Origin of the sequence: Cognatiyoonia sediminum (assembly GCF_900129845.1) — a bacterium.
Classification (GTDB): domain Bacteria; phylum Pseudomonadota; class Alphaproteobacteria; order Rhodobacterales; family Rhodobacteraceae; genus Cognatiyoonia; species Cognatiyoonia sediminum.
Genome location: NZ_FQXB01000001.1, coordinates 1,325,149 through 1,349,397 on the forward strand (window position 1 = coordinate 1,325,149; position 24,249 = coordinate 1,349,397).

General features: G+C 56.3%; 25 protein-coding genes. 9 read left to right on the top strand and 16 right to left on the bottom strand.

Annotated features, from left to right (window positions below):
* Positions 1-14: 14 nt before the first annotated feature.
* Genes ruvB through ruvC form a run of 3 tightly spaced genes read right to left on the bottom strand, consistent with a single transcriptional unit; the run spans position 15 to position 2,200 of the window.
* On the bottom strand, positions 15-1,034 hold the full coding sequence (ruvB, locus tag BUA85_RS06645) for a Holliday junction branch migration DNA helicase RuvB (protein WP_072900455.1): 1,020 nt from the start codon (positions 1,032-1,034) through the stop codon (positions 15-17).
* Positions 1,035-1,043: 9 nt separating this feature from the next.
* A complete protein-coding gene (ruvA, locus tag BUA85_RS06650; RefSeq protein WP_072900042.1) occupies positions 1,044-1,697 on the bottom strand; it encodes a Holliday junction branch migration protein RuvA in 654 nt (217 codons plus the stop codon).
* Positions 1,694-2,200: a crossover junction endodeoxyribonuclease RuvC gene (gene ruvC, locus BUA85_RS06655; protein WP_072900456.1), complete on the bottom strand. Its 507-nt coding sequence runs from the start codon at positions 2,198-2,200 to the stop codon at positions 1,694-1,696. The genes ruvA and ruvC overlap by 4 nt, the downstream gene beginning before the upstream one ends.
* Before the next feature lie 295 nt (positions 2,201-2,495).
* On the opposite strand from ruvC, the gene BUA85_RS06660 reads away from it, so the two are divergent.
* On the top strand, positions 2,496-2,702 hold the full coding sequence (locus tag BUA85_RS06660) for a DUF1127 domain-containing protein (protein ID WP_072900043.1): 207 nt from the start codon (positions 2,496-2,498) through the stop codon (positions 2,700-2,702).
* Between the two features lie 113 nt (positions 2,703-2,815).
* Here the strand turns inward: BUA85_RS06660 and BUA85_RS06665 are convergent, their stop codons facing one another.
* From BUA85_RS06665 to BUA85_RS06695, 7 genes are all read right to left on the bottom strand, one after another.
* The gene (locus BUA85_RS06665) at positions 2,816-3,160 is read right to left on the bottom strand and encodes a hypothetical protein (protein ID WP_072900044.1); all 345 of its coding nucleotides are present in this window, start codon (positions 3,158-3,160) and stop codon (positions 2,816-2,818) included.
* Positions 3,161-3,258: 98 nt separating this feature from the next.
* Complete coding sequence (locus BUA85_RS06670; RefSeq protein WP_072900045.1) at positions 3,259-4,134, bottom strand: 50S ribosomal protein L11 methyltransferase; 876 nt, start codon at positions 4,132-4,134, stop codon at positions 3,259-3,261.
* Positions 4,135-4,201: 67 nt separating this feature from the next.
* On the bottom strand, positions 4,202-4,852 hold the full coding sequence (gene msrA, locus BUA85_RS06675) for a peptide-methionine (S)-S-oxide reductase MsrA (RefSeq protein ID WP_072900046.1): 651 nt from the start codon (positions 4,850-4,852) through the stop codon (positions 4,202-4,204).
* Between the two features lie 52 nt (positions 4,853-4,904).
* Positions 4,905-6,134 (bottom strand): MFS transporter, encoded by a 1,230-nt coding sequence (locus BUA85_RS06680; protein WP_072900047.1) that lies wholly within the window; start codon positions 6,132-6,134, stop codon positions 4,905-4,907.
* Between the two features lie 62 nt (positions 6,135-6,196).
* Positions 6,197-7,291, bottom strand: a complete 1,095-nt coding sequence (locus BUA85_RS06685; RefSeq protein WP_072900048.1) for a cupin domain-containing protein — start codon at positions 7,289-7,291, stop codon at positions 6,197-6,199.
* Positions 7,292-7,348: 57 nt separating this feature from the next.
* The gene (locus BUA85_RS06690) at positions 7,349-8,230 is read right to left on the bottom strand and encodes a dihydrodipicolinate synthase family protein (protein ID WP_072900049.1); all 882 of its coding nucleotides are present in this window, start codon (positions 8,228-8,230) and stop codon (positions 7,349-7,351) included.
* Positions 8,231-8,239: 9 nt separating this feature from the next.
* Positions 8,240-10,432 (bottom strand): primosomal protein N', encoded by a 2,193-nt coding sequence (locus BUA85_RS06695; RefSeq protein WP_072900050.1) that lies wholly within the window; start codon positions 10,430-10,432, stop codon positions 8,240-8,242.
* A 90-nt stretch (positions 10,433-10,522) separates the two neighbouring features.
* On the opposite strand from BUA85_RS06695, the gene fsa reads away from it, so the two are divergent.
* Positions 10,523-11,176, top strand: a complete 654-nt coding sequence (gene fsa / locus BUA85_RS06700; protein WP_072900051.1) for a fructose-6-phosphate aldolase — start codon at positions 10,523-10,525, stop codon at positions 11,174-11,176.
* A 139-nt stretch (positions 11,177-11,315) separates the two neighbouring features.
* Complete coding sequence (locus BUA85_RS06705; RefSeq protein ID WP_072900052.1) at positions 11,316-11,825, top strand: cytochrome b; 510 nt, start codon at positions 11,316-11,318, stop codon at positions 11,823-11,825.
* A 2-nt stretch (positions 11,826-11,827) separates the two neighbouring features.
* Here BUA85_RS06705 and BUA85_RS06710 read toward each other — a convergent pair whose 3' ends face one another.
* Entirely contained in the window at positions 11,828-12,748 is a 921-nt protein-coding gene (locus BUA85_RS06710) for a LysR family transcriptional regulator (protein ID WP_072900053.1), read from the bottom strand.
* A 75-nt stretch (positions 12,749-12,823) separates the two neighbouring features.
* Here BUA85_RS06710 and BUA85_RS06715 point away from each other — a divergent pair, with 75 nt between their 5' ends.
* From BUA85_RS06715 to BUA85_RS06730, 4 genes are all read left to right on the top strand, one after another.
* A complete protein-coding gene (locus BUA85_RS06715; protein ID WP_278246402.1) occupies positions 12,824-13,453 on the top strand; it encodes a class I SAM-dependent methyltransferase in 630 nt (209 codons plus the stop codon).
* Between the two features lie 120 nt (positions 13,454-13,573).
* Positions 13,574-14,281: a DUF484 family protein gene (locus tag BUA85_RS06720; protein WP_072900055.1), complete on the top strand. Its 708-nt coding sequence runs from the start codon at positions 13,574-13,576 to the stop codon at positions 14,279-14,281.
* Complete coding sequence (locus BUA85_RS06725) at positions 14,269-15,192, top strand: tyrosine recombinase XerC (protein ID WP_072900056.1); 924 nt, start codon at positions 14,269-14,271, stop codon at positions 15,190-15,192. The genes BUA85_RS06720 and BUA85_RS06725 overlap by 13 nt, the downstream gene beginning before the upstream one ends.
* 92 nt (positions 15,193-15,284) lie before the next feature.
* Positions 15,285-15,980, top strand: a complete 696-nt coding sequence (locus tag BUA85_RS06730; RefSeq protein WP_072900057.1) for a CDP-alcohol phosphatidyltransferase family protein — start codon at positions 15,285-15,287, stop codon at positions 15,978-15,980.
* Here BUA85_RS06730 and BUA85_RS06735 read toward each other — a convergent pair.
* The 4 genes from BUA85_RS06735 to ileS are packed head-to-tail and all read right to left on the bottom strand — an operon-like array spanning position 15,977 to position 20,623.
* Positions 15,977-16,813 (bottom strand): DMT family transporter, encoded by an 837-nt coding sequence (locus BUA85_RS06735; RefSeq protein ID WP_072900058.1) that lies wholly within the window; start codon positions 16,811-16,813, stop codon positions 15,977-15,979. The two genes, BUA85_RS06730 and BUA85_RS06735, sit on opposite strands and share 4 nt — an antisense overlap.
* Positions 16,814-16,822: 9 nt before the next feature.
* Positions 16,823-17,269 carry a methylated-DNA--[protein]-cysteine S-methyltransferase gene (locus BUA85_RS06740; protein WP_072900059.1) on the bottom strand — a complete coding sequence of 149 codons (447 nt, stop codon included), beginning with the start codon at positions 17,267-17,269 and terminating at the stop codon, positions 16,823-16,825.
* Positions 17,266-17,712, bottom strand: a complete 447-nt coding sequence (locus BUA85_RS06745; RefSeq protein ID WP_072900060.1) for a PaaI family thioesterase — start codon at positions 17,710-17,712, stop codon at positions 17,266-17,268. The genes BUA85_RS06740 and BUA85_RS06745 overlap by 4 nt, the downstream gene beginning before the upstream one ends.
* Positions 17,699-20,623, bottom strand: a complete 2,925-nt coding sequence (gene ileS, locus BUA85_RS06750) for an isoleucine--tRNA ligase (RefSeq protein ID WP_072900061.1) — start codon at positions 20,621-20,623, stop codon at positions 17,699-17,701. The genes BUA85_RS06745 and ileS overlap by 14 nt, the downstream gene beginning before the upstream one ends.
* Before the next feature lie 425 nt (positions 20,624-21,048).
* On the opposite strand from ileS, the gene BUA85_RS06760 reads away from it, so the two are divergent.
* Together BUA85_RS06760 and BUA85_RS06765 are read left to right on the top strand one after the other, a co-directional pair.
* The gene (locus tag BUA85_RS06760) at positions 21,049-22,098 is read left to right on the top strand and encodes an aspartate-semialdehyde dehydrogenase (RefSeq protein WP_072900063.1); all 1,050 of its coding nucleotides are present in this window, start codon (positions 21,049-21,051) and stop codon (positions 22,096-22,098) included.
* 21 nt (positions 22,099-22,119) lie between these two features.
* A complete protein-coding gene (locus BUA85_RS06765) occupies positions 22,120-23,289 on the top strand; it encodes an FAD-dependent oxidoreductase (RefSeq protein ID WP_072900064.1) in 1,170 nt (389 codons plus the stop codon).
* A 57-nt stretch (positions 23,290-23,346) separates the two neighbouring features.
* On the opposite strand, the gene BUA85_RS06770 is transcribed toward BUA85_RS06765, so the two are convergent.
* Positions 23,347-24,213: an alpha/beta fold hydrolase gene (locus BUA85_RS06770; protein ID WP_072900065.1), complete on the bottom strand. Its 867-nt coding sequence runs from the start codon at positions 24,211-24,213 to the stop codon at positions 23,347-23,349.
* Positions 24,214-24,249 lie beyond the last annotated feature (36 nt).

Consider the following 24,249-nt stretch of genomic DNA (forward strand, 5'->3'; position numbering starts at 1 on the left):
CAAGGCACCTTGGTTTATCCGAACAGATCGCTCTGCCCTTTAGGCGCGTCCAGACCTAAATGGGTCCAAGCCGCCTGAGCTAGCATCCGCCCGCGCGGTGTGCGCTGGATCAAGCCCTTTTGCAACAGATAAGGCTCAATCACCTCTTCCAAAGCATCTCGGCTTTCCGACAACGCCGCGGACATGGTTTCAACCCCAACCGGTCCGCCACCATAGCTTTCTGCAATCAAACGCAGATACCGCCTGTCCGCGCTATCAAGGCCCAAATGATCAACGCCAAGCCGTGTCAATGCTCGATCCGCGATCGCCTGCGTCACACGCCCGTCGCCTTCAACAACCGCAAAATCCACAACGCGGCGCAACAAACGGCCTGCGATCCGAGGCGTACCCCGCGCCCGCTTCGCAATCTCCAGCGCGCCTGCGTCGTCAGCTGGCGCCCCCATCAATCGCGCGCCTCGTGTCACGATCTCGTGCAACTCATCGACCGTATAAAACTCCAACCTTGTCGGAATTCCAAATCGATCCCGCAATGGCGTCGTCAACAAACCCAAGCGGGTTGTCGCCCCAACAAGCGTAAAGGGCTGCAATTCAATCCGCACCGTGCGTGCCGCCGGCCCTTCGCCAATAACCAAATCCAGCTCAAAGTCCTCAAGCGCCGGATAGAGCACCTCTTCCACAGCAGGATTCAGCCGATGGATTTCGTCAATAAACAGAACATCCCGCGCCTCGAGATTGGTTAAGATCGCCGCCAAATCCCCCGCCTTCGCCAGAACAGGGCCAGAGGTCATGCGGAAATTCACGCCCAACTCCCGCGCCATGATCTGCGCGAGCGTTGTCTTGCCCAACCCGGGCGGCCCGTGAAACAGCGCATGATCCATCGCTTCGCCGCGTTTCTTGGCGCTTTCGATAAACACCTTCAGGTTCGCACGTGCATCTTTCTGCCCGATGAATTCATCCAAGGACTGCGGCCGCAAGGCGCGATCAGCATCTTCTGGTTGCCGCTCAGGCCGCAAGGTTGGGTCAGGTTCAGACATATCCATGCCTTACCCCTTTGGCGCCAACAGCTTCAAGGACGCTCGGATCAATGTCGAGGTATCTGCATCCGGATCAGCACCTACGGACTCGGCGACTGCGCTCGCTGCTTCACCGGGCGCATAGCCAAGGTTGCCCAAGGCCGACAATGCCTCTGCCTGCGCAGGGTTTGCCATTGGCGCAGTAGGAGCCGCCACTGGTTCGATGACCTCCACCACTTCATCGCCTGATGCCTGCGCCACGGTTCCGCCCATGGCCATCACACCAGGCGCTTTGTCCTTCAGCTCTATTGCGACGCGCTGCGCCGTCTTAGGCCCCACACCTTTGGCCTTTGCAATCGCGTTCCAGTCACCCAAGGCAATCGCGCGACTGACCCCATCAGCGCCAATCGTTCCCAAAATCGCCATCGATGCCTTCGCGCCAATCCCTTGAACCGACATCAACAAGCGATGCCATTCTTTCTCCACCAAAGTGGTAAATCCGAACAGCTGCAAATTATCTTCGCGCACCAACAAGTCGGTATACAGCGCCACCGCCTCCCCATTTGACGGCAGCGACGCCATCACACGGTTAGAGACATAGACAAGATACCCGACCCCGCGCACATCGATCAGCACATGGTCTTCTGCGCGATACTCCAAGCGACCCGATATTTTCCCAATCATGCGCTGGCCTTTGCGAGAGCTTGATCGAGCCGCCCCGCCGATTGCGCGTGATGCGCATGGCAAATCGCGATTGCCAAAGCGTCAGCCGCGTCAGGGCCCAACAACTTCACGCCCGGAAGCTGAAGTTTCACCATATGCTCAATCTGCGTTTTTTCAGCATGTCCCACGCCGACAACCGCCTTTTTGACAGAGTTCGGAGCATATTCACCAATTCTGATCCCTGCTTGTGCCAGGGAAAGCAATGCAACACCGCGCGCTTGCCCGAGTTTCAATGTGCCAGCGCCGTCCTTATTCACAAATGTCTGCTCAACCGCGGCCGTGTCGGGCTCATACCGCGCAACAACGTCCGTAAGCGCCTCATGCAAAGCCAAAAGCCGATCTGCGAGAGCCACACCAACCCCGTGGCACACGCCATTCGCGACATGCGCGATTCGGCTGCCAGAGACGTCAATCACACCCCAACCCATGTTCCGCAAACCGGGATCAATTCCCAAAACGCGCATCCGCGCCCCCTGCTCGTATGTTTTGTTGATCAAGCGGTAGCACAAAACGCGAACAAAATCCAAGCGCGTTGACGCAAATACAGTCCAAAACCCAAAAATAACGCCAAATTTCGACGCGAAAAATCCTATAAACGACAAAACCTTATCGCGTTCACCGCCTATTAATGAGGCATTCTGAAAACGCATATGAGTCATGTCAAAACAGCATTGGTCATTCCCCATCCACAGGCATACATGCGCCTTACAGACGAACAAATGCTGCAAGACAGCACAAACAAAACATAGGAGTAAGGCAATGGCTGCTTTTGATACCAACCGTACCGTTAACGTAATGTCCGCTGGCCGCGTAACGCGCGCTGTTGCTGACGCTTTTGGATCCGTTATCGCATGGAACGACGCACGCGTGACACGTAATGCGCTGAACAAACTGTCCGCTCGCGAATTGGAAGACATCGGTTTGGTCCGCGGTGACATCGACAACATCGCAAACCGTCGTTTCTGATCAAAACATATTAGCTCCAAAGGCCGCGCTATCCTCCCAGGCGCGGCCTTTTTTGTATCCAAAAACAAAAAAGCGCGCCGAAAGCGCGCTTTCCTCAGTATGTCTTGCAGATCTTAGAGACCGACGGCGTTCAAAAACTGCGCTACGGCCAGTGTCGCAAGATCAGGCTGCATCACCCAAGCGCCCGCTTGCTCTGCAATCGAACCGCTCGCCAACTGACCGACACGGTCTGCATATGTTGCACTTCCCAATGACGCGTAGATGAACCCTTTGAACAGGATCGCCGCACCTAGAAGAAGGACTAAACCACGCAGTGGGAATTTCGGATTGTAGACACGTGGACGTGCTACAATCAGGCCATCCGCACGCATCACATGGGTCGCGCCATTTGACATACGCTGATGCTCTCGCACGATCCGTCGAAGACGCTTTTGAAATGGTACTTGTGCAGTCGTCATGACCTACTCCAATCCTTCCCCCAAAATTCGCCTTACATATTCCAAATCAAATATGGCGAGATTGCGGCAGACGGAAAAAATGAAGCAATTTTGCCTTTTTAACTGCTTAATTTACAAAGCGTTAACGTCGTCCAGTCAACAATACTGTCTCGCTGAATAACATTGAACCCGTTCCGTGTATAAACGTCTGCCACTTCGTCGGCTTGCTCGTTCAGAATTCCGGAGAGAATCACGTAACCATTGTCCGCGGTCGCGTTACAAATTGACGGCGCGAGCAGGATTAGTGGACCTTTGAGGATGTTGGCAAAGACAAGATCAAACGGCGCGGCAGCTTTCAGATCGTCATCGTCCAATCCAACAGCAACCTTAGTGACAATCCGGTCGGCCAAGTCATTTGCCTCTGCATTGGCATCCGCCACATCGATGGCCACAGGGTCGATGTCGCTGGCCAGAACTTTGTTGGGCGAAACATGTGCCGCCGCCATCGCCAAAACAGCCGTTCCGCATCCAACATCAATCGTGTTTTGCGGCACGAACCCATCTTCGATCAGCCTGTCGAACGCCAATAGGCACCCAAGCGTCGTTCCATGGTGCCCCGTGCCAAAGGCCATGGCCGCTTCGATCAGCAGCGGGATTGATCCGTCAGGCACTTTGTCGGCGTCATGGCTGCCATAGACAAAGAACCGGCCAGCCTCGACCGGCGCGAGTTCGCGTCTGACTTTCGCGACCCAATCCTGATCCGGCACTTCGGATACAACAAACGGCTTGGCCTCATGCATGGTGGCTAGAATGGCCAATCCCGCCTGATCCGGTTCCTCCGTAAAATAGGCCCCGACCTCCCAAATGCCGGAATCGTCCTCTACCTCAAAAACGCCGACACCTGTTGGCTCCGGCATGAGCGCTTCTAAGGCCTCGCCCAGCGCATTCGCTCGGTCGGCCCCTTCCAATGTGGTCAAAGCGGTAAATGTCGGCATGGCTGCGGCCCTTTCGAAAGTTCCCCTTCGGTTAGACCGCCGCCACAAAAAGTGCAATCGAGTGTGACTAAACACCAACCCCAATCGGGCAAGTCACGCCAGTTCCACCAATCCCGCAATATCCATTCGGGTTCTTCGCCAAATATTGCTGGTGGTAATCTTCTGCGAAATAGAACGTAGGCGCGTCGATGATCTCTGTCGTGATCATCCCGTAACCGGCTGCAGACAGTTTCGGCGCAAAAGCCGCCTTTGACGCCTCGGCCGCTTTCGCTTGCGCGTCAGAATAGGTGTAGATGCCCGACCGATACTGCGTCCCACGATCATTGCCTTGGCGCATCCCTTGGGTCGGATCGTGCCCTTCCCAAAACACACGCAACAGATCGTCGTAAGAAATCACATCAGGGTCGTAGACCACCCGCACAACTTCATTGTGCCCAGTCTTGCCAGAACACACTTCTTCATACGTTGCGTTCGGCGTATAGCCGCCAGCATATCCCACCATCGTGGAATAAACGCCGTTCAACTTCCAAAACATCCGCTCAACGCCCCAGAAGCAGCCCATACCGAACATGGCTTCTTCCATGCCGTCAGGCACGTCCGCGTTCAATGGGCGGCCATAGACAAAATGCGTATCTGCCGTCGGGATCGCCATCTCGCGACCGACCAACGCGTCACCTGCTGAGACCATTTCCGATTTCGCTTTGGACATGAAAAACATGGCATCCTCCGTTTTGGTTCTCTGCAGATATAGGAGGTCTGACCGCGCTTATCTACTCTGCCGGTGCCGCAACTTTTTGTGAGAATATTGTTTCATTCCCACGAGACGGATGCCGCGGGATCAACAGTGCCAAAAGGAACGATGTCGCAGCCATTGATGCGGCTAGGATGAATACCGCTTGAGGGGACACCAACCAAAGGTATCCCAAACCTGCTGGCAAGAAGACCGCAGCAATATGGTTGATCGTAAAGGCAACCGCTGCTGTTGGGGCAATATCGCCAGGGTCCGCGATTTTCTGAAAGTAGGTCTTCAACGCCAGCGCCAACGCAAAGAAGATATGATCTAGGATATAGAGGCCTGCGGCGACCAACACACCCCACCCGAAATAGTAGACGCCGCCGTAAGCCAAAAAGACGCAGACCAAGCCGAAATACTCAAACAACAACGCACGCCGTTCTCCGAAGACAGCCACGACGCGTCCCATCAAGGGTGCGGCAACAATCGTAAAGATAAGATTGATCAGATAAAGCTGCGTGATCTCATGCACTTCAAAGCCAAAGCGCTCGACCATCATAAAGCCAGCGAAAACGACAAAGATCTGCCGACGCGCTCCCGCCATGAATTGCAACAAATAATAGAGCCAATAGCGCTTTCTCAGAACCAACTCTTTCCGCTGTGGATGCTCTGCCTCAAACTGCGGAATGAAGAAGTACATATAGACAGCGATCAGAGCCGTCGCTCCCCCACCCATCCAATAGACGAAGCGGTAGGACAGGTCGTATCTTTCCCACGTCAAAACGATCAAGACGTAGGCGATCAGCGTCGCGCCCGATCCAACTGCCATGAGCCAACCTAAGGTTTGCGGGGCTTTCTCTTTCTTAATCCACTGCAGCTGCAAGGATTGGTTCACCGTCTCGTAATAATGGAACCCGATAGAAGACAGCATCGTTAGCGTTAAGATACCTGCCATCGAAGGGAAATAGGACGTCAGCGCCGTCGCGATCCCCAGTACGAACAGCGACACCACGCCAAGTACCTGTTCTCGCATAAACATCAGGATGGCGATGACGCCAATCGCTAAGAACCCCGGTATCTCTCGAACCGTATGCAACCACCCAATGTCTGACCCATCAAAATTTGCAACTTCGATCACGAAGTTATTGAGCAAAGCGGACCATGTATTGAACGCAATCGGCATTCCGATCGCACCTAGGATCAGGAATGTAATCGGGCGGCGCCAAATCGGATAGGCACCGGCATCTGAAAGGCGAAGGATTTTCATACGACCCGCTTACGCCTCTCCTTCCAAAGAAGCGAGAGGCAATCGCGCACTGCAGATTTGCGTCAGGTCACAACTTCAGAGCCAAAATCGCCACGCAAAGCCACTTCCAACAGCTCCAAGTCGTCCGAACACTCGGTGTACTGCGTCGCCAAGCCCGGAGGGATCACGAAGGCATCGCCAGCTTCCAGCGTCGAAGGCGCCTGCCCATCCGCCCGCAGCGTCATGCCGCCTTCCATGACAAAGGTAAAATGAATGTCCGCATCATGTACAGTCTTAGCGGTCTCGCCGCGCTCAAACTGCGCAACTTGTATGCCCGCGACACCCTTGGTGCCTGCGTTGATCCCCGTATCTCGCGCCTTAAACCCCGGTATACGGAAGGGCTGCCAGACCGCCTTATCCTTCACGTGATGCACAAACTTTTGCCCGTCCCACTCGCGGTCAGGATTCGCCGGCCCGTTTGGAAGCTCCATCTCATGATCAATGGTGGTGACATGCTCTGCTGGCACACCGACCTCAATGACCTCAATATCAGGCGAGGCATAGACAACACGATGCCGAATACCGGGAGGCTGGGTGACGCAGCAGCCCGCATGAAGGCGCATCATCTCTCCCTGATCTTCGTAAAGCAGATCGACCCAGCCGCGATAGCAAAAGATCAGCTGAAACCCGACGGTATGATAGTGCACCATATCCGGCACCGGCCCACCATCTGGGATCCGAATGTGGCTCGCAATGATCGCCCCACCCAACCGCGACGAAATCAGATCACGATAATGCATCCCCGCGCGGCCAATGATCCAAGGGGCCTCATCCCGTAAACGGCGGACCTGAAACTCATGCGCGACCGCTGGTGTCTCCGCCACCGGTGTCAGCGGAGCGATCTCAACCTTTGTCCCATTGGGTGCGAAAAGTTCTGTTTGCCCATCCGCAAATCCGGCGACATCATCGGTCAGAATCCGCAATACCCCCGGCTGAACGGGCGCACCCTTTTGAATACGGATGTTCAGCCCGTGGCCAGAAAACGTCGCTGTCGTGGGATCATCGGCAGGAAATATTGTATCCATCCGCATCCCCAAGACTTTGGTGTAAAACGGCAGATCATTACGCAATTCACCGGTGGGCAACAGCACTTCGGCGCGGATTGGATTGTTAGTCATGTGTTCTTCTCCCTACCGCCAAAGAAACATGACACTACAGGATTGAAAACACCCTGTTCAGACCGTTGCGTCAATTTGCTCCAAGATCACCGCCAAAGCGTCCTGCTCGCCCGTCTCCAATGGCAATAGAGGCAGTGGCAAAGGCGTATCGATCAACCCTATCTGCGTCGCCGCCGCATGCATTACCCGCACGCTTCCGCGGGCTTTACACAACGCCCAAAGCTCCGCCAGCTTGTCATCCTCAGCCCGCGCTGCCGCTTCATCCCCGGCCAAAGCGGCAGACGACAGCGCCGTCACCTGTTTCGGCAACGTCCCCGCCACGGCGCTATAGAACGACCCGGCCCCTCCCAAAAGCGCGTTGGCAATCCCCCAATCGGCACTATAGCCAATCTCAAATCCATCGCGCCCAAGCTGCGCAATTTCGCCAGCAAAGTCGCCATCAGCGGGCAAAGGCATCTTCACAGCGGCGATGCCATCAACCTCCGCCAACCGCTGTACCAAAGCCTCTGAAAAGGTGAAATGCGTGGTTCCGGGGTTGTTATAAACGCACATCGGCAGGCCCGCCGCCGCAGTCACCGCCCGATAGTGTCCAAACGCTTCATCCTGCGTCAAAGGCGTATATGACACCGGCGCCATCAACACCGCATCGGCCCCTTCGGCTGCCGCATCCTGAGCCAAAGCAACAGCCTCATCCGTGCGCATGGCGCCCACGCCAACGATCAAAGGCACCTTGCCAGCCAGCACTTCAACCGCCGCCGCAACGGCCCGCCGCCGCTCGGCCCGCGTTAAATAGGCATAGGTGCCCGTGCTTCCCAACAATCCAATCGAGGTCACGGGATGCGGTACAAGACGTGCAGTCAGCTGCTGCAACGCGTCGGTGTCAACAACCCCATCCGCGCTCGCCGGGGTCAATGGAAAGGCAGATAACCCTTTGAACATCTCAAATCCTCAATAGAAACTTTGCGGATCGATATCGATCGACATCCGCAGGTTGCTTGGCAGCTTAAACTGCCCCGCCCATTGCGCCAGCGCCTTTTGCAGCGGAGCTGTCTTCTCAACCTTCACCAAAAGCCGCACCCGATGCCGCCCTCTGATCCGTGCAATCGGCGCGGGTGCAGGTCCAAAAATTTGCGCCCCAATCTGCCGCAAAGGCGCATCCCGACGCGCCATTTCTCCACCCAGATCAAAGACCTCCTGCACGTTCGGACTACTCAGCACGATCCCCGCCATGCGGCCATAAGGCGGCACACCGGCTTGCTTACGTTCTGCCGCCTCAGCCGCCCAAAAGCTTTCCTCGTCCCCCGCCAAAATCGCGCGGATCACCGCATGCTCCGGCTGGTAGGTCTGCAACAAAGCCTCCCCCGGCTTCTCCGCACGCCCCGCGCGCCCTGCCACCTGCCGCATCAACTGAAACGTCCGCTCTGCGGCCCGCAGGTCAGACCCTTGCAATCCAAGATCTGCGTCGATCACGCCCACCAGCGTCAGATTGGGAAAGTTATGCCCCTTCGCCACCAGCTGAGTGCCGATGATGATGTCCGCGCCACCTGACGCAATCTCTTCGATATGCGCTTTCATTGCACGGGCAGAACCGTAAAGATCAGACGACAAAACAGCGACCCGTGCTTCTGGGAAAAGCGCCGACACCTCTTCCCCCATCCGCTCCACTCCTGGGCCCACGGCAGACAATCGATCCTCCGCCTCGCAATGCGGACAGACAGTCGGCATCGGTTTCGTTTCACCGCATTGATGGCACATCAACCGCTTGAGGAACCGATGCTCCACCATCCGAGCATCGCAATGATCGCAGCCAATCTGATGCCCACACGCCCGACACAGCGTTACCGGTGCATAGCCGCGGCGGTTGAGGAAGATTAGCGATTGTTCCCCAGCTTCCAACCGCTCTGCCATCGCATCCCGCAATGTGGGCGACACCCATGTCCCGCTCGGGACGTCCTCGATACGCATATCAATCGCGGACATCTTTGGCATCACCGCCTCACCAAAGCGCGTGGTTAACGTCTGACGCTGATACTTTCCAGCCTCCACATTCGCCCAGCTTTCAAGGCTTGGCGTCGCCGAAGCCAACACCACCTGTGCACCGTTGATCGCCGCCCGCAGCACAGTCATATCGCGGGCGTTATACATCACCCCGTCTTCTTGCTTGTAAGAGGTGTCATGCTCCTCATCGACGACGATCAACCCCAAATCTTGGAACGGCAAAAACAACGCAGATCGCGCGCCCACAACCATCTGCGCGGCACCCTGCCCGACCATCTTCCAGCAGCGCCGCCGCTCGTTCATGGTCACGCCGGAATGCCACTCCGCCGGTTTCATCCCAAACCGAGCTTCCACCCGCGTCAGGAATTCGCCCGTCAAAGCAATCTCGGGCAGCAAAACCAACGCTTGCCGACCCTGACGCAAACACTCCGCCACAGCCTCTAAATAAACTTCGGTCTTCCCTGAACCGGTGACGCCCTTCAACAAGGTCGTCCCGTAAGCGCCAGACCTGATACCCTCTTTCAAAGCATCAGACACGCGCGCCTGATCTTCTGTGAGCTCCTTTCCACCATAATCAGGTTCAAGCTGCGGATAGGGCATGTCGCGCGGTGTGTCTTCCTCCCGCACTGCACCGAGTTTAACCAACCCTTTGACGACAGAGGTACCCACCCCCGCCATCTCGGCCACTTCTTTCAGGGTGAACGACAACCCCCCAAAATCACGCAAAACGCCAAGAACCTTTTCGCGCGCTGGCGTTATCCGGTCCGGCTCTTGATCGCCCAAACGATAGACCTTACGCATCGACGGCGCATCACCCAGCCCCGGCGCACGTGTCGCTAAGCGCAGCATCGCGGACATCGGCGTCAGCGTGTAATCCGCCGCCCGCATCAAAAACTCTGCCATCTCTTCGCGCATCGGCGGGACATCAAGCACCCGTATGATCGATCTGATCTTCGACCGATCATAATCACCAGCCCCCTCGCCCCACACAACGCCCAACACTTTGCGCGGGCCCAATGGCACCTCAACAAACGCACCCATGAAGACGCCGCCTTCTGGTGCTTTGTAATCCAGCACCCGATCCAGAGGCTGCGCAGTCAGCACACCAACAAGATCACCTTCGTGAAAGAAAGTTTCGCTCATGTTAGCGCTAGCATATTTGGGGTTTCGGCAGTCACCCCCATGAGGTAAACGACACACAACCAAACGCCAACCCACCGCTGGAGAGAGCTTATGAAATTTTTCGTCGACACCGCTGAAATCGACCAGATCAAAGAACTACACGCCTTGGGCATGGTCGACGGGGTCACAACCAACCCATCTTTGATCGCGAAATCTGGCCGTGACATCCTCGAAGTCACGAAAGAAATCTGTGACATTGTCGATGGTCCCGTGTCGGCAGAGGTCGTAGCCCTCGACGCAGACACCATGCTGGCAGAAGGCCGTAAGCTTGCAAAAATCGCCGACAATATCGCTGTGAAAGTGCCGCTGACGTGGGCGGGTCTGCAAACCTGCAAAGCTCTCAGCGACGAAGGTACGATGGTCAACGTCACACTATGCTTTTCTGCCAACCAAGCGCTCTTAGCTGCAAAAGCCGGTGCAACCTTCATCAGCCCCTTCATCGGACGCCTGGATGATATCAACCTCGACGGTCTGGAACTGATCGAAGATATTCGTACCATTTACGATAACTACGGCTTTGAAACCCAAATCCTCGCTGCCTCCATCCGCTCTGCCAACCACATGAGCGGATGCGCAAAAATCGGCGCAGATGTGGCCACCGCTCCACCCGCCGTGATCAAGAATATGGCCAACCATGTGCTCACCGACAAAGGCTTGGCCGGCTTCATGGCAGATGTAGAAAAAGCAGGCATCAAAATCCTGTAAGCGATCCAAAACCCGATTTGGAAGGCCCGCCACTGTGCGGGCCTTTTTGGTTTCTTACAAACATGTAAGGAAGGCGTCAGGCGCACGGCAGGTCCATCCCTCATCTCTTTCTCGACACGAAACAAGAAAGGGACAGACAATGACTGAAACCGCGAAACCACATGGCTTTGTCACCAAGGGTCTGCACTGGGTATCAGCAGGTTTGCTGGCGTTCGGTTACTTCAAGGGACTCGATAATGTGTCCCAACTTGCAGACCCCGCGCTGTTCCAATTCGAAATCATCTTCGCACTGATCCTTGGCAGCGTCTTCTTGTTGCGCCTGCTCTGGACCAAAGCTGTCGGCGGCACCACCCGGCTGCCCGACAGTGCGCCAACCTGGGAACACAAGATTTCCAAACTCGTTCATATCGGCCTCTACGCCAGTGTCTTTGCGATCGTCCTCAGCGGCCTCGGCATTGCCCTCGGTTTCGCAACACCAGCGCTCAGCGGTCTCTTCATGGGGGCAATGATCGCACTGCACGAGGCATCACTGGTCGTGCTCCCCGCACTCCTAATGACCCACATCGCCGGTGCGCTCTGGCACAAACTCATCCGTCGCGACGGGGTTATGGAAAGCATGACAGGTCGCTTGCCGAGCTTTAGCAAATAGACCTACCTCATCCGAGACTTAAAGATTGGAAGGTCGGGTTGCGAAAGCAACTCGGCCAAAAGATCGAATACCAACCTGATCCGACGAGAGGAATGAAGTTCCCGATGTGTCGTCAGATAGTAGGGAACGGGGTACACCGGCGCATCAGGCACAATGATCTGCATCTCCGGCCAAGCCACGGCCAGTTCCTCCAACATTGGCATAATACCCAAACTCGCCCGGGCCATTTCCCATCCCCCAATGCCGCTGTCCGAAATCACACAGATATTGTCTGACGTGACCGGCACGCCCATCGCCTTGAGCGCACTCAACATCTCTTCTTCGTTGCCCGACCCGATAAAATCAGCTCGGCCCAAATCATCCAACGTCCAGAACGGGCCTTTTTCGGCGATGTAACGCTGGCTTGCATAGAGTTTCCCCTGACCATCCCGCACTTTCCGCGTGATTAACTCTGGCTGGGTTGGCGGCACATGTCGGATCGCAATATCCGCCTGCCGCCTTTGCAGATCAGAAAGCGAATTCGACGCCTGCACGAGAATGCGCACCTGTGGCGCGCGCAGCCGAAGCTCCGCGACAATTGCAGGCATCACCAGTTGCGCAAAAATATCGGTGACCGACACGCAAACGTCGCCCGCCACCTCCTTGTTCCTACCAGAGGCCGACAGCTCAACCTGTTGTGCCGCATCTCCCATGCGCCGCATGTGGGTCAGCAAATCCTGCCCGGTCGGCGTCAAAACCAAACGCTTACCAATGCGTTCAAAAAGAACAACGTCTAGGTCGTCTTCCAGCGCCGAAACTTGGCGTCCCAACGTCGGCTGCGTCAATCCAAGCGATCGAGCGGCCTCCGACAACGACCCTGTTTCAGCGGTTGCCCAAAACGCACGCGCTTGGTTCCAATCAAATTTAGGAGCACGCCAATCCATACAAAAATGTATAATAGATACAGAAAAATTGGCAATTCAAACTGAATTCATACGTCAGTATATATTTTCGAGCACATTGAGGATCAGACCATGACAACCGCAGCCTTCTGGGACAAAGCCGCTGAAAAATACGCTAAAGACCCGATCAGCGATATGGAAAGTTACACCCAAACGCTTGATATCATGAAAGACTTGCTGCAGCCGCAGCACCGCGTCTTAGAAATTGGCTGCGGCACAGGATCAACCGCGCTGGAACTCGCACCGCAAGTAGATCGCTATATCGGCACAGATATTTCTTCGAATATGGTCGAGATTGCGACTGAAAAACTGGCGGACACCAATCTTGATCACTTGAGCTTCCAAGTCGCTCAAGCCCATGATCTTCCAGGCACTGGTCACGATGTCGTTCTGGCTCTCAACCTATTGCACTTGGTCGAGAACATGGGGGAAACACTCGGCTCGATTTACGACGCGCTGCCTTCAGGTGGCATCTTCATTTCAAAATCCGCGCTTCTAGGCGAAGGCAGTTGGTACCTCGGCCCAATGATCGCCCTAATGCGCGCAGTTGGCAAAGCCCCATTCGTCGCGCGGTTCTCTGAGGCGGAGTTGATCCGCATGATGGAACACGCTGGCTTCACGATCACACAAACCATCAAACAAGACGGCATGGCACCGCGCCTTTTTGTTGTCGCTCAAAAACCCTGATCCCTCGGTCGAGTCCTCAAAGCCACAGTTTCACTACCATTCTCTGTTAAACCCGCGACTTAGGGCAGAAACTTCAACTGCCCTCTGCTAGACATGCTGAAAAAGAGAATGAGCAGGACAATGACCAACAAACCGCTGATGGATGCGCATGTGCGTGACAAGATCATCGCTGATCCCGAAGTTATTCTGGAAGATCAAGATCTTATGAATGCTCTCGTCGCCGCCAATGAACAATCGATGGGCACCAATATCGTTGATCTACGCGGCATCGCGATGGAACGTCTAACCTCCCGCCTCGATCGGTTGGAAGACACGCATCGCTCGGTCATCGCAGCCGCTTATGAAAACCTCGCCGGGACGAACCAAATTCACCGCGCTGTTCTGCGCCTCCTCGACGCAACGAAGTTTGACGATTTCCTGCATGACCTGTCTCACGATGTTGCGGACGCGCTCCGAGTCGACGTCGTCCGCCTTGTCTTGGAAACGGAAACCTCCGACGACGATCCCGCCATCAAGAAAATGGGTGATGCCCTCTCAGTTTGCGAAAAAGGGTTCACCGACGCCTACGTCACCCGAGGCCGCGACATCCCCGTCCGCCAAGTCACTCTGCGCCAAACCCGCACCGATGGCGAAGAAATTTACGGCGACAAGGCCGACTACATCCGCTCCGAAGCCTGCCTAAAACTCGATTTCGGCGAAGGCCGCCTGCCCGGCATGCTCCTCCTCGGCTCCGAAGACCCACACCTCTTCACGCCGCAGCAAGGCACCGACCTGATGACCTTCTTCGCCGGTGTCTTCGAACGCGCGATGCGCCAATGGCTGGGGTGATCTCTCCCGCCCTCGCCGACGCACTTGCCGGTTGGCTGGATCACCAGCGCGCGCTCGCCAATGTGTCCGAGAATACACTCAAAGCCTATCAGACCGACGTCTTGGGCTTTCTGTCTTTCATGACGTTGCACAAAGGCGAACCGCAAGGGCTCGCCCCTATGGCGCAAATCACCGTTAGCGACATGCGCTCATGGATGGCCCACGAACGCGGTCGCGGATTGGGCGCGCGCTCGCTCGCAAGATCTTTAAGCGCAGTCAAAAACTTCTACAAATGGCTGGCCGATCGGGAAGAGTTCGAACCAACGGCCGTCCTCTCCACCCGCTCACCCAAATTCCAAAAGAAACTGCCTCGCCCCTTGGCCCAAGACGCCGCCGCCGCAATGATCGAAACGGTGGAACTGCAAACGCAAGAGCCGTGGATCGCCGCCCGGGATCAGGCCGTCATCACGCTCCTTTACGGTTGCGGCTTACGCATCTCCGAAGCGCTCAGCCTAACTGGCGGCGACACGCCTTTACCCGCCACGCTCCGCATCACCGGCAAAGGCAACAAGACCCGCATTGTCCCCGTTATCGATGCCGCCCGCCAAGCGGTCGACCGTTATCTCCACCTCTGCCCCTACGACCTGCCCCCGGAAAGCCCCCTGTTCCGAAGCGTTCGTGGCGGCGCTCTCAACCCGCGCGCCATCCAAAAGGTGATGGAACAAACGCGCCTTCAGCTTGGCCTACCTGCGTCTGCCACCCCACATGCCATGCGCCATTCCTTCGCCACGCACCTTTTGAACGCAGGCGGCGACCTGCGCGCGATCCAAGAACTCCTCGGTCACGCGTCCCTCTCAACCACCCAAGCCTACACCGCCGTCGACACAGCCCACCTGATGGATGTCTACGACAAAGCCCACCCGCGTGCCTGATCGTCTTTTGAGCCAAAATACCTCCGCCGGAGGCGCATCTCTCAACTGCTAAAACCGTTGCCCTTCCATAGGAAATCAGACACAAAGCCGTGATGAACATTCGCACCAAAGCCCTCGCCGTCCATCTCTTCACTGCCACCGGTGCAGTCTTTGCGATGTTGGCTCTTCTCGCCGCGGCAGACCGCAATTGGAGCTTGATGTTCCTCTGGCTCGTCGTCGCCTTCATCGTAGACGGCATCGATGGACCTTTGGCACGAAAATACGATGTCAAAACCAACGCACCGATCTTCGATGGCGTCCTACTGGATTTGATCATCGATTATCTCACCTACGTCTTCATCCCCGCCTATGCGCTCTATGTGTCGGGCCTGATGGACGGGTGGAGCGGTTGGGTCGCTATTATTGTAATCACCTTCGCATCTGCTATGTATTTCTGCGATACACGCATGAAAACAAAGGATTATTCCTTCAAAGGCTTCCCCGGCTGTTTCAACATGCTGATCCTTGTGCTCTTTGCCTTGCAACCGCATTGGTCTATTTGCCTCGCTTTGGTTCTGGTCCTGTCCCTTGCGATGTTTCTGCCGATTAAATTCGTCCATCCTGTCAGAACAGAACGCTGGCGCACGATCACATTGCCAATGGCCTTTGCTTGGACGTTTTTCGCCGCGTGGGCCGCGTGGACCAACTTTGATCCACCGCTTATGGCGCATTATGGGCTTATGGCGACTTCGATCTATCTACTCGCCGCAGGGGCTGCCCAACAAATGGTATACGGCAAAGACGGCTAAAGCCGGGTGATCACCACCCCCAGAACGATCAGCCCAGCCGCCGCGGCTTTTTGAACGCCCATCTTTTCGCCAAAGAAGAGCCAGCCGATCATCACCGCGAAGAGGATCGATGTTTCCCGCAGCGCCGTGACTAAGGCAATCGGGGCGAGCGTCATGGCCCAAACGACGATTGCATAAGCCCCGTAAGACGCCATCGCCGCCAAACTGCCCATCACCCACGTCTGCCGCGAGGCCGTCAAAGCACTCCGCCCACGCAACGCCAAAAAGATCGGGGTGAAGAACACAGCATCCAAAGCAAACAGCCATGCCACATAAGTCACCGCATCTCCCGCTGCGCGTGCCCCCAATCCATCTACCAAAGAATAACCCGCCGTCATCGCAGCAGAGCCGAGCGCAAGCGGCACCAGCTTGGCACTTTCGTGAGATCGAAACACGCCTTGTGCCATCAGCAAGATACCAAGGCCCAGAACAAGGATGCCGAGATATTCCAAGCCCGCAATGACATCCGACAGAAGCACCGCCGAAATCACCAAAACCAACATAGGCGCCGCCCCGCGCGCGATCGGGTAAACGCGGCTTAGATCACCTTGTTCATAAGCATAGACAAGAAACAGTCTATAGGCCGAATGGAACAGACCGGAGGCCAGGAGCCACAACCAAACCTCGCCTGTTGGAAACGCACGCGTCAATGCAATTGCGAGCCCAGCCGCGCCTTGAACCAAAGTCATGATCAACATCGACGTCATCTTTGACGCCCCAACCTTGATCAGCGCATTCCACGTCGCGTGTAGCAGCGCCGCAAAAAGGACAGCCAGCAATACCCAAATACTCATGGCTCTGCCTCAGATCAAAAGCGATCCGGCCCCTTCCAGCTTTAACAATTCCACTTTGGTCTCGATCCCACCAATCCCGGAAAAACCTCCCAACTCATCCGCGGCAAGCACGCGGTGGCACGGGATCAAAATCGCGATCGGATTGGCTCCGCACGCCTGCCCAATCGCTTGAGCGGAAACCCCAAGCTCTGACGCCAGATCACCGTAGGTTCTTGTTTCACCGTAAGGAATATCAATCAAAGCCTGATAAAACGCCTGTTGAAACTCCGTCCCCCGCGGCGCCAAAGGCAGATCAAATGCTAGCCGTTCCCCAGCAAAATAAGCATCTAACTCCGCTTTGAACTGATCCGCCAAAGGCCCGTCCTTCAACGTGCCCGCCCGATCCCAATAAAGCCGCGTAATTGCGCCGCCTTCAACGTCCGCGCCAAGCGTTCTGACAGGCGACGGCACCATCATGATCGGTTGATCCCCTTACGCCCTTTGACAACCATCATCGTCGCACTCATCGCTGAGATCATCTTGTCATCAGCGTAGGCTTTCCCTTCACAGACCATCAGCGTCTTGCCCGGTTTCAAAACCTCACCAACAAAACGAAACGTCTTGCCAGCCGCTGGCCGCAGAAAGTTCGATTTGAACTCGACCGTCAACACCTCTGCCGTCTCCGGCATCAGCGTAAACGCCGCATAGCCGCAGGCACTGTCCAATACGGTTGTGACAATGCCTGCGTGCAAGAACCCATGTTGTTGCGTCAGATCATCGCGAAACGGCATCTCCAACACCACGCGACCGGCGTCCAGTTCCGCCACCTCCACCCCAAAGGTGCCCATGACACCCTGCCCGTCGAAACTCTCCCGACAGCGCGCCGCCCAATTGGGGTTGAGAGGGTTATGCGTCGGCAAGCAGCTCGTCCAATGCGTCAGAGCAGCGTTTGCACACACCCGGATGGTTGTATTGCCCAACGTCCGGCAGGATCTTCCAAGACCGCTGGCATTTTTCGCCCAAGGCATGTTTGAAGACAACGGCAACACCGGCTGTATCATCCATCGTGAACGCACCAGCCGGAGCCGCACCACTCGACACCGAAATCGCCGAGGTGATGCAGACATCTTCAAACTCAACCGTGTTCAAGATAGCAGCCGTGTCAGCATCGACATAGACCTCTGGCGCAGCTTCAAGCGATGCACCAATCACCCTCTCAGTTCGCTGCACCTCCAAGGCCCCCGTTACCACACGGCGCACCTGACGGATCGTCGCCCATTTCGCCGCCAATGCTTCATCCAACCACGCAGCTGGTGTGTCTGGGAAGTCTCGCAAATGCACCGACGCGCTCTCTTCAGGATGACGCTCCAGCCAAACCTCTTCCATCGTGAACACAAGGATCGGAGCCAGCCACGTCGTCAGACGGTGATAGAGGATATCCAAAACCGTCCGTGCTGACCGACGCCGCAATGTGTTCCCATCGCAGTAAAGTGCATCTTTTCGGATGTCGAAGTAGTAGGCCGACAGGTCTGAGGTCGCAAAAGTGAAAATCGCCTGCCACACGGCGTTATAATCAAACTCCGCATAGCCCTTGCGCACCTGAGCATCGAGCTCCGCCAAACGGTGCAAAACCCAACGCTCCAACTCTGGCATATCCGCGGGCTCCACACGATCGCTTTCCGTGAAATCATGCAACGAACCCAACATAAACCGCATCGTATTCCGCAACCGGCGATAACTATCCGCGACCCCTTTCAGGATCTCCGGCCCGATCCGCTGATCGGCTGTGTAATCCGCCTGCGCCACCCAAAGCCGCAGGATATCCGCGCCGTACTGTTTGATCACTTCCGCAGGCGCGATGATATTGCCTAGCGATTTGGACATCTTCATGCCCTTGTCATCGAGCGTAAAGCCACAGGTCACCACATTCCGATACGGCGCACGACCCAACGTGCCGCAGCCCTGCAACAGCGATGAATGGAACCATCCACGGTGCTGATCGGTCCCCTCAAGATAGACATCCGCGATGCCATCCTCGGTCCCATCCTCACGGTCACGCAGCACAAACGCATGGGTCGAGCCACTGTCGAACCAAACGTCCAATACGTCCATCACCTGATCATAGTCCTCCGGGTTCACGATGCCGCCCAGCACCTCTTCCTTAAACCCGTCCTCAAACCAGACATCGGCGCTCTTCTCTTCGAATGCCTTTACGATCCGCGCATTTACCTCGTTGTTCTTCAACAAGAACTCAGGATCGGTCGGCAGGGCTCCCTTCTTGGTGAAACACGTCAACGGCACACCCCACGCGCGCTGGCGCGACAGCACCCAATCCGGCCGCGCCTCAATCATGGAATACAGCCGGTTCCGCCCCGCCTGAGGCCACCATTTCACCAGTTGGTCGATGGAATTGAGCGCCCGTTCCCGGATGCTATCCCCCATCTCGCCCATGCCATCATCGAGCTTGCGATCCACGGATGCAAACCACTGCGGCGTATTGCGATAGATGATCGGCGCTTTCGAGCGCCAAGAATGCGGATAGCTGTGCTTGATCTTGCCACGCGCCAGCAAGCCGCCCACTTCAGCCAGCTTATCAATCACCGCCTTATTGGCATCACCCTCACCGCCCTTACGGGACAGGATGTACTTGCCACCAAAGAACGGCAGGTCCGCGCGGAACCCACCATCGTCCAAGACGTTGTACGTGATGACCTGTTCGAGCATGCCCAGATCGCGGTACATCTCAAACTCTTCCATCCCGTGGGACGGCGCACAATGCACGAAGCCTGTGCCTTCGGTGGCAGTCACAAACTCAGCCGCGCGGAAATCACGAATGTCATCCCACTCGCCATTGCTGCCCTCGGCCCCCTTCAAGGGGTGAGTCAAACCAATGCCCTCAAGATCGGACGCCGGAACATCAGCCATACGCGTGTACTGTTCTTCGTCCAGCCGCGCCCCCTTCATCACATCTGCCGCCAGATTGTCCGCCAAGATGTACCTGTCCCCGACCTGCGCCCAGCTCTCTTCAGGCGTGCCCGTGACCTCATAAAGACCGTAGGCAATGTCCTTACCATAAACGACGCCCTTGTTCGACGGCATCGTCCAAGGCGTCGTCGTCCAGATCACCACATGCGCACCTGCCAATTTATGATCGGCAGGCTCAGCCACCTTAAACTTCACCCAAATGGTGAAGCTTTCCTTGTCGTGATACTCAACCTCCGCCTCCGCCAGTGCGGTCTGCTCCATCGGCGACCACATCACAGGCTTGGACCCTTGATACAAAGTCCCGTTCATCAGGAACTTCATAAACTCATCGGCAATCACCGCCTCAGCACGGTAATCCATTGTCAAATATGGATTTTCCCACTTACCTGTCACGCCAATGCGCTTGAATTCCTCACGCTGGATATCCACCCACTCGTCGGCAAAAGCACGACACTCGCGACGAAAATCCACAACCGGAACATCGTCTTTGTTCTTTCCCTTCTTGCGGTACTTTTCTTCGATCTTCCACTCGATCGGCAGACCGTGGCAATCCCAGCCCGGCACATAGCGGCTGTCGTAGCCCATCATCTGATGGCTCCGCACCACGAAGTCCTTCAAGGTCTTGTTCAGCGCGTGCCCGATATGCAAATGCCCATTCGCGTACGGCGGTCCGTCGTGCAGCGTGAAGGGCTTGCGTCCTTCTTTCTCACGTAACCGGTCATACACACCAATCTCATTCCACCGCTCCAGCCAAGCAGGCTCGCGCTTCGGCAATCCCGCCCGCATCGGGAAATCCGTCCTCGGCAGGTTCAAAGTGTCTTTATAGTCTGGGGTCTCGGCGCTCATCCGTCCGGTCCTCTCGCATCTTCAATAGTATAGAATCAGGGCGGTGCGACATCTCAGACACCTTGGCCCGGCAGCTCGGTCTCAGAGCGCCGGGGAAATAATTCGTATGATCACACGCATCATCATGCCCGCGCTTATAGGCCCCAAAAAAACAAGGGTAAAGCCCATGTCTCACCCCCCTCTTTCCTCTTGCCAAAAATACCTCCGCCGGAGGCCCCCCTTTACAAACCGCGCGCCTGCCGCCTATACGCCACCCCATGGCAATGATGACAAAGACATCCATGACGAAAAAAACCATCCGCTCGCGCGGGGGGCTTTTTGGCATGGGTGACTGACAAACGCCTAAACCAAAATCGAAAGCTAGCCCCGCCGCAAGGATCGGGGCTTTTTTATTGGCCACGGTCCACAACCAAAGGACCAAACCCATGAACATCCAAAACCCCGAGCGCCCCGAACCCGCACCTGTCGTTGCCATCGTTGGTGCAACAGGTGCCGTCGGCATCGAATTGATCCGCTGCCTAGAAGCGCGCGATTTTCCTATCTCTGAACTCCGCCTCCTCGCCTCGGCCCGTTCCGCCGGTCGCCGTCTGCCGTTCAAAGGCCGCGAGGTCATCGTGCAGGAACTGACAGAGCTGAGCTTTGATGGCGTCGACTACGCCTTCTTCTCCGCCGGGGCCTCGATCTCTCTTAAATTCGCCCCCTTCGCCGTGGCAGAGGGCGCGCAGGTGATCGACAATTCGTCTGCGTTCCGCATGGATGAAGACGTTCCCCTCGTCGTGCCAGAGGCGAATGCCGAAACTCTCGCCGACGCACCCATCGTCGCCAACCCTAACTGCATCGCTGCGATCCTTACCTGCGCACTCGCGCCCCTCCACCAACGCTGGTCAATCACACGGCTCTCCATGTCGACCTATCAGGCGGCCTCCGGTGGCGGAGCAGAGATGATGGAAGAACTCCGCGAAGGCACGCGCGCCCATCTCGCAAATGAGGATTTCGAACCTCAGATCCTCCCGCACCCCTATGCGTTCAACGTTTTCAGTCACAATTCTGATCTGGACCCTGACACCGGCCACAACGGCGAGGAACTCAAAGTCATCGCCGAAACCCGTCGCATCCTCGGCCAACCAAAGCTCCCCATCAGCGTCACCTGCATCCGTGTGCCGATCCTGCGCGCCCATGGCATCGCGCTCAACATCCGGTTTGAGGATCACGTCTGCCAAGACCGCATCCGAGACGCACTCTCCGACGCCCCCGGCGTCCGCCTAGTCGACGACCGCGCCCTCAACCACTTCCCCATGCCTTCAGATGCCTCCGGCCAAGAAGACATCCTCGTCGGCCGCATCCGCAACGACCTCGGCGATCCTTCCGGACGCACGACATCCTTGTTCATTGTGGGAGATCAGCTTTTGAAGGGGGCTGCGTTGAATGCCGTGCAGATTGCGGAAACTTTGTATGAAAGGGTTGCGGTCAAATAGCGTAGGACGCAGCTTCGAAACATGAACTACAGCATCGGAATAGCAGGCGCAGGGATCGGTGGTCTTACCGCCGCCGCTCTCCTTGCGAAGCAAGGGCACCAGGTCGCCGTTTTTGACCAATTTGATACGCCCAAACCGGTTGGCTCGGGGCTCGTCATTCAACCGGTTGGACAAGATGTTCTATCGCAGATTGGGGCCTTGGATGCAGCACTGGCTACCGGCCGACCCATCACCCGCATGGCCGGTCATGAGGTCGATAGCGGGCGTTCGGTTTTGGATGTCACATACAATTTGAACCATCCTGCGTTTTTCGGCCTCGCCATACATCGTGGGGCCCTGTTCCAAGCCATCCTCGATGCGGCGAAACACGCGGGCGCAAGACTCAAGCCAGATGCAAAGGTTCTTGAGGCCAAACACCAACTGATCGAAACAGACAAAGATCAACATGGGCCCTTTGACCTGATCATTGATGCCACCGGCGCAGGATCACCGCTCAGCCCGCTGCTATCCAAACCCCTACCCTACGGTGCGTTATGGGCCACTGTAGATTGGCCGTATGAAACCGGTCTCCCTGACAACGAACTGCGTCAAGCCTATCGGAAGGCCAGCCGCATGATCGGGGCCATGCCCATCGGCAAACCGGAGTTAAATGGCCCAGAAAAGGCGACTATCTTTTGGTCGTTGCCCTGTAACGGGCTAAAATCCTGGCAATCTGCGGGCCTGCAAAGATGGAAAGACGAAGCTATCGCGCTCTGGCCAGAGATTGCGCCTTTCGTTGATCAGATCCAAACCCCTGCAGATATGACCTTTGCGCAGTATTCCCACGGAACGCTCCGCCGCCCCTATGGCGCTGGGATCGTGCACATAGGCGACGCAGCACATCGCGCCAGCCCTCAGCTTGGCCAAGGGGCAAATATGGCCATGCTTGACGCTCTAGCCATCGCCAAAGCGATCCAATCCGCGCCGCTCTCCGATGTCGGACAGCTATATGCCAAGGCCCGTCGTCTTCATGTTGGAATTTATCAGGCGATGAGCGCAGCCTTCACGCCGCAATACCAGTCAAATAGCAACGCTCTACCGATCCTGCGCGATCGAATCTTGTTCCCGCTTTCCCGAATCCATCCGATCCCTCGGATACTCTCCACGCTGGTGTGTGGAACAATGGTCAAACCCATCGGCAAGCTGCAATAGACCCTCGATCTTGCAGCAGCCCGACACCTGTGCCGGACCGTTGCTCAAAAGTCGACGTTACTCAGCCAACCAGCCGTTCAGGGCCTCGAAGAAAGCGGCTTCTTCCTCGATGAATGGATAGTGGCCAGACTCTTCAAAGATCATCAGCGTCGCGTTTGGCAACAACCCTGCGATCCGCTCTGCACCCGCATCGGGAACCGTGATCCCATCATGACGTCCAGCGATGACCAATGCGCGGGTTGGCACGTTTGGCAAGTCTTCGAGCGTGTTGAATGTCCCAAGCAAAGCGCCAGCAGCGTTCCAAGCCCGATATTCATAGTTAGTAAGTTCATCTAGATCAGCGCCGACGTCCGGATCCCACTGGTGGAAATAGATCTCAGCAACAGGATTCCACGTTGCCCGCCAGTCGTCATTATCCGCCATGGGCTGGGTGAAGAGCTTCCCGAACGCCGCCATGTTCTCATCCGGCCCGCTTACAGTCGGCTGATAATCAAACGCGGGAACGGTATCGACCAAGACCAAGCCGTCCAGGCGATCCGCATAGTTGATCGCAAATTCCTGCGTGATGAAACCGCCGTAGGAGTGGCCGATCAATGTAAACGTATCATGCCCGAGCGCGGTCATAAGCTCAGCCGCGTCAGATGTCAGACGGTCAAAATTCATTTCCGCGTAGTCGTCAGGCTTATCCGACAGGCCATTCCCAAGATGATCGTAATAGACAACCGTGTTGGTCTCTGAAAGCTGATCAAAATAGGGGCGTAGATAGTCGTGGCTTAACCCTAATCCACCGTGCATGACTAAAATCGGTTCACCACTCCCGATGCTTTCGTAAAACAAGTTGGCCCCATTCACTTCGATCATTTCTGCTGCAGCCGCAGTCGCACCCATCAACGCGGCGGCGAGACCCAAAGTGGTTTTCTTCATTTCATTTCTCCCTTTGTGGATCTTGTTTCTTGATAC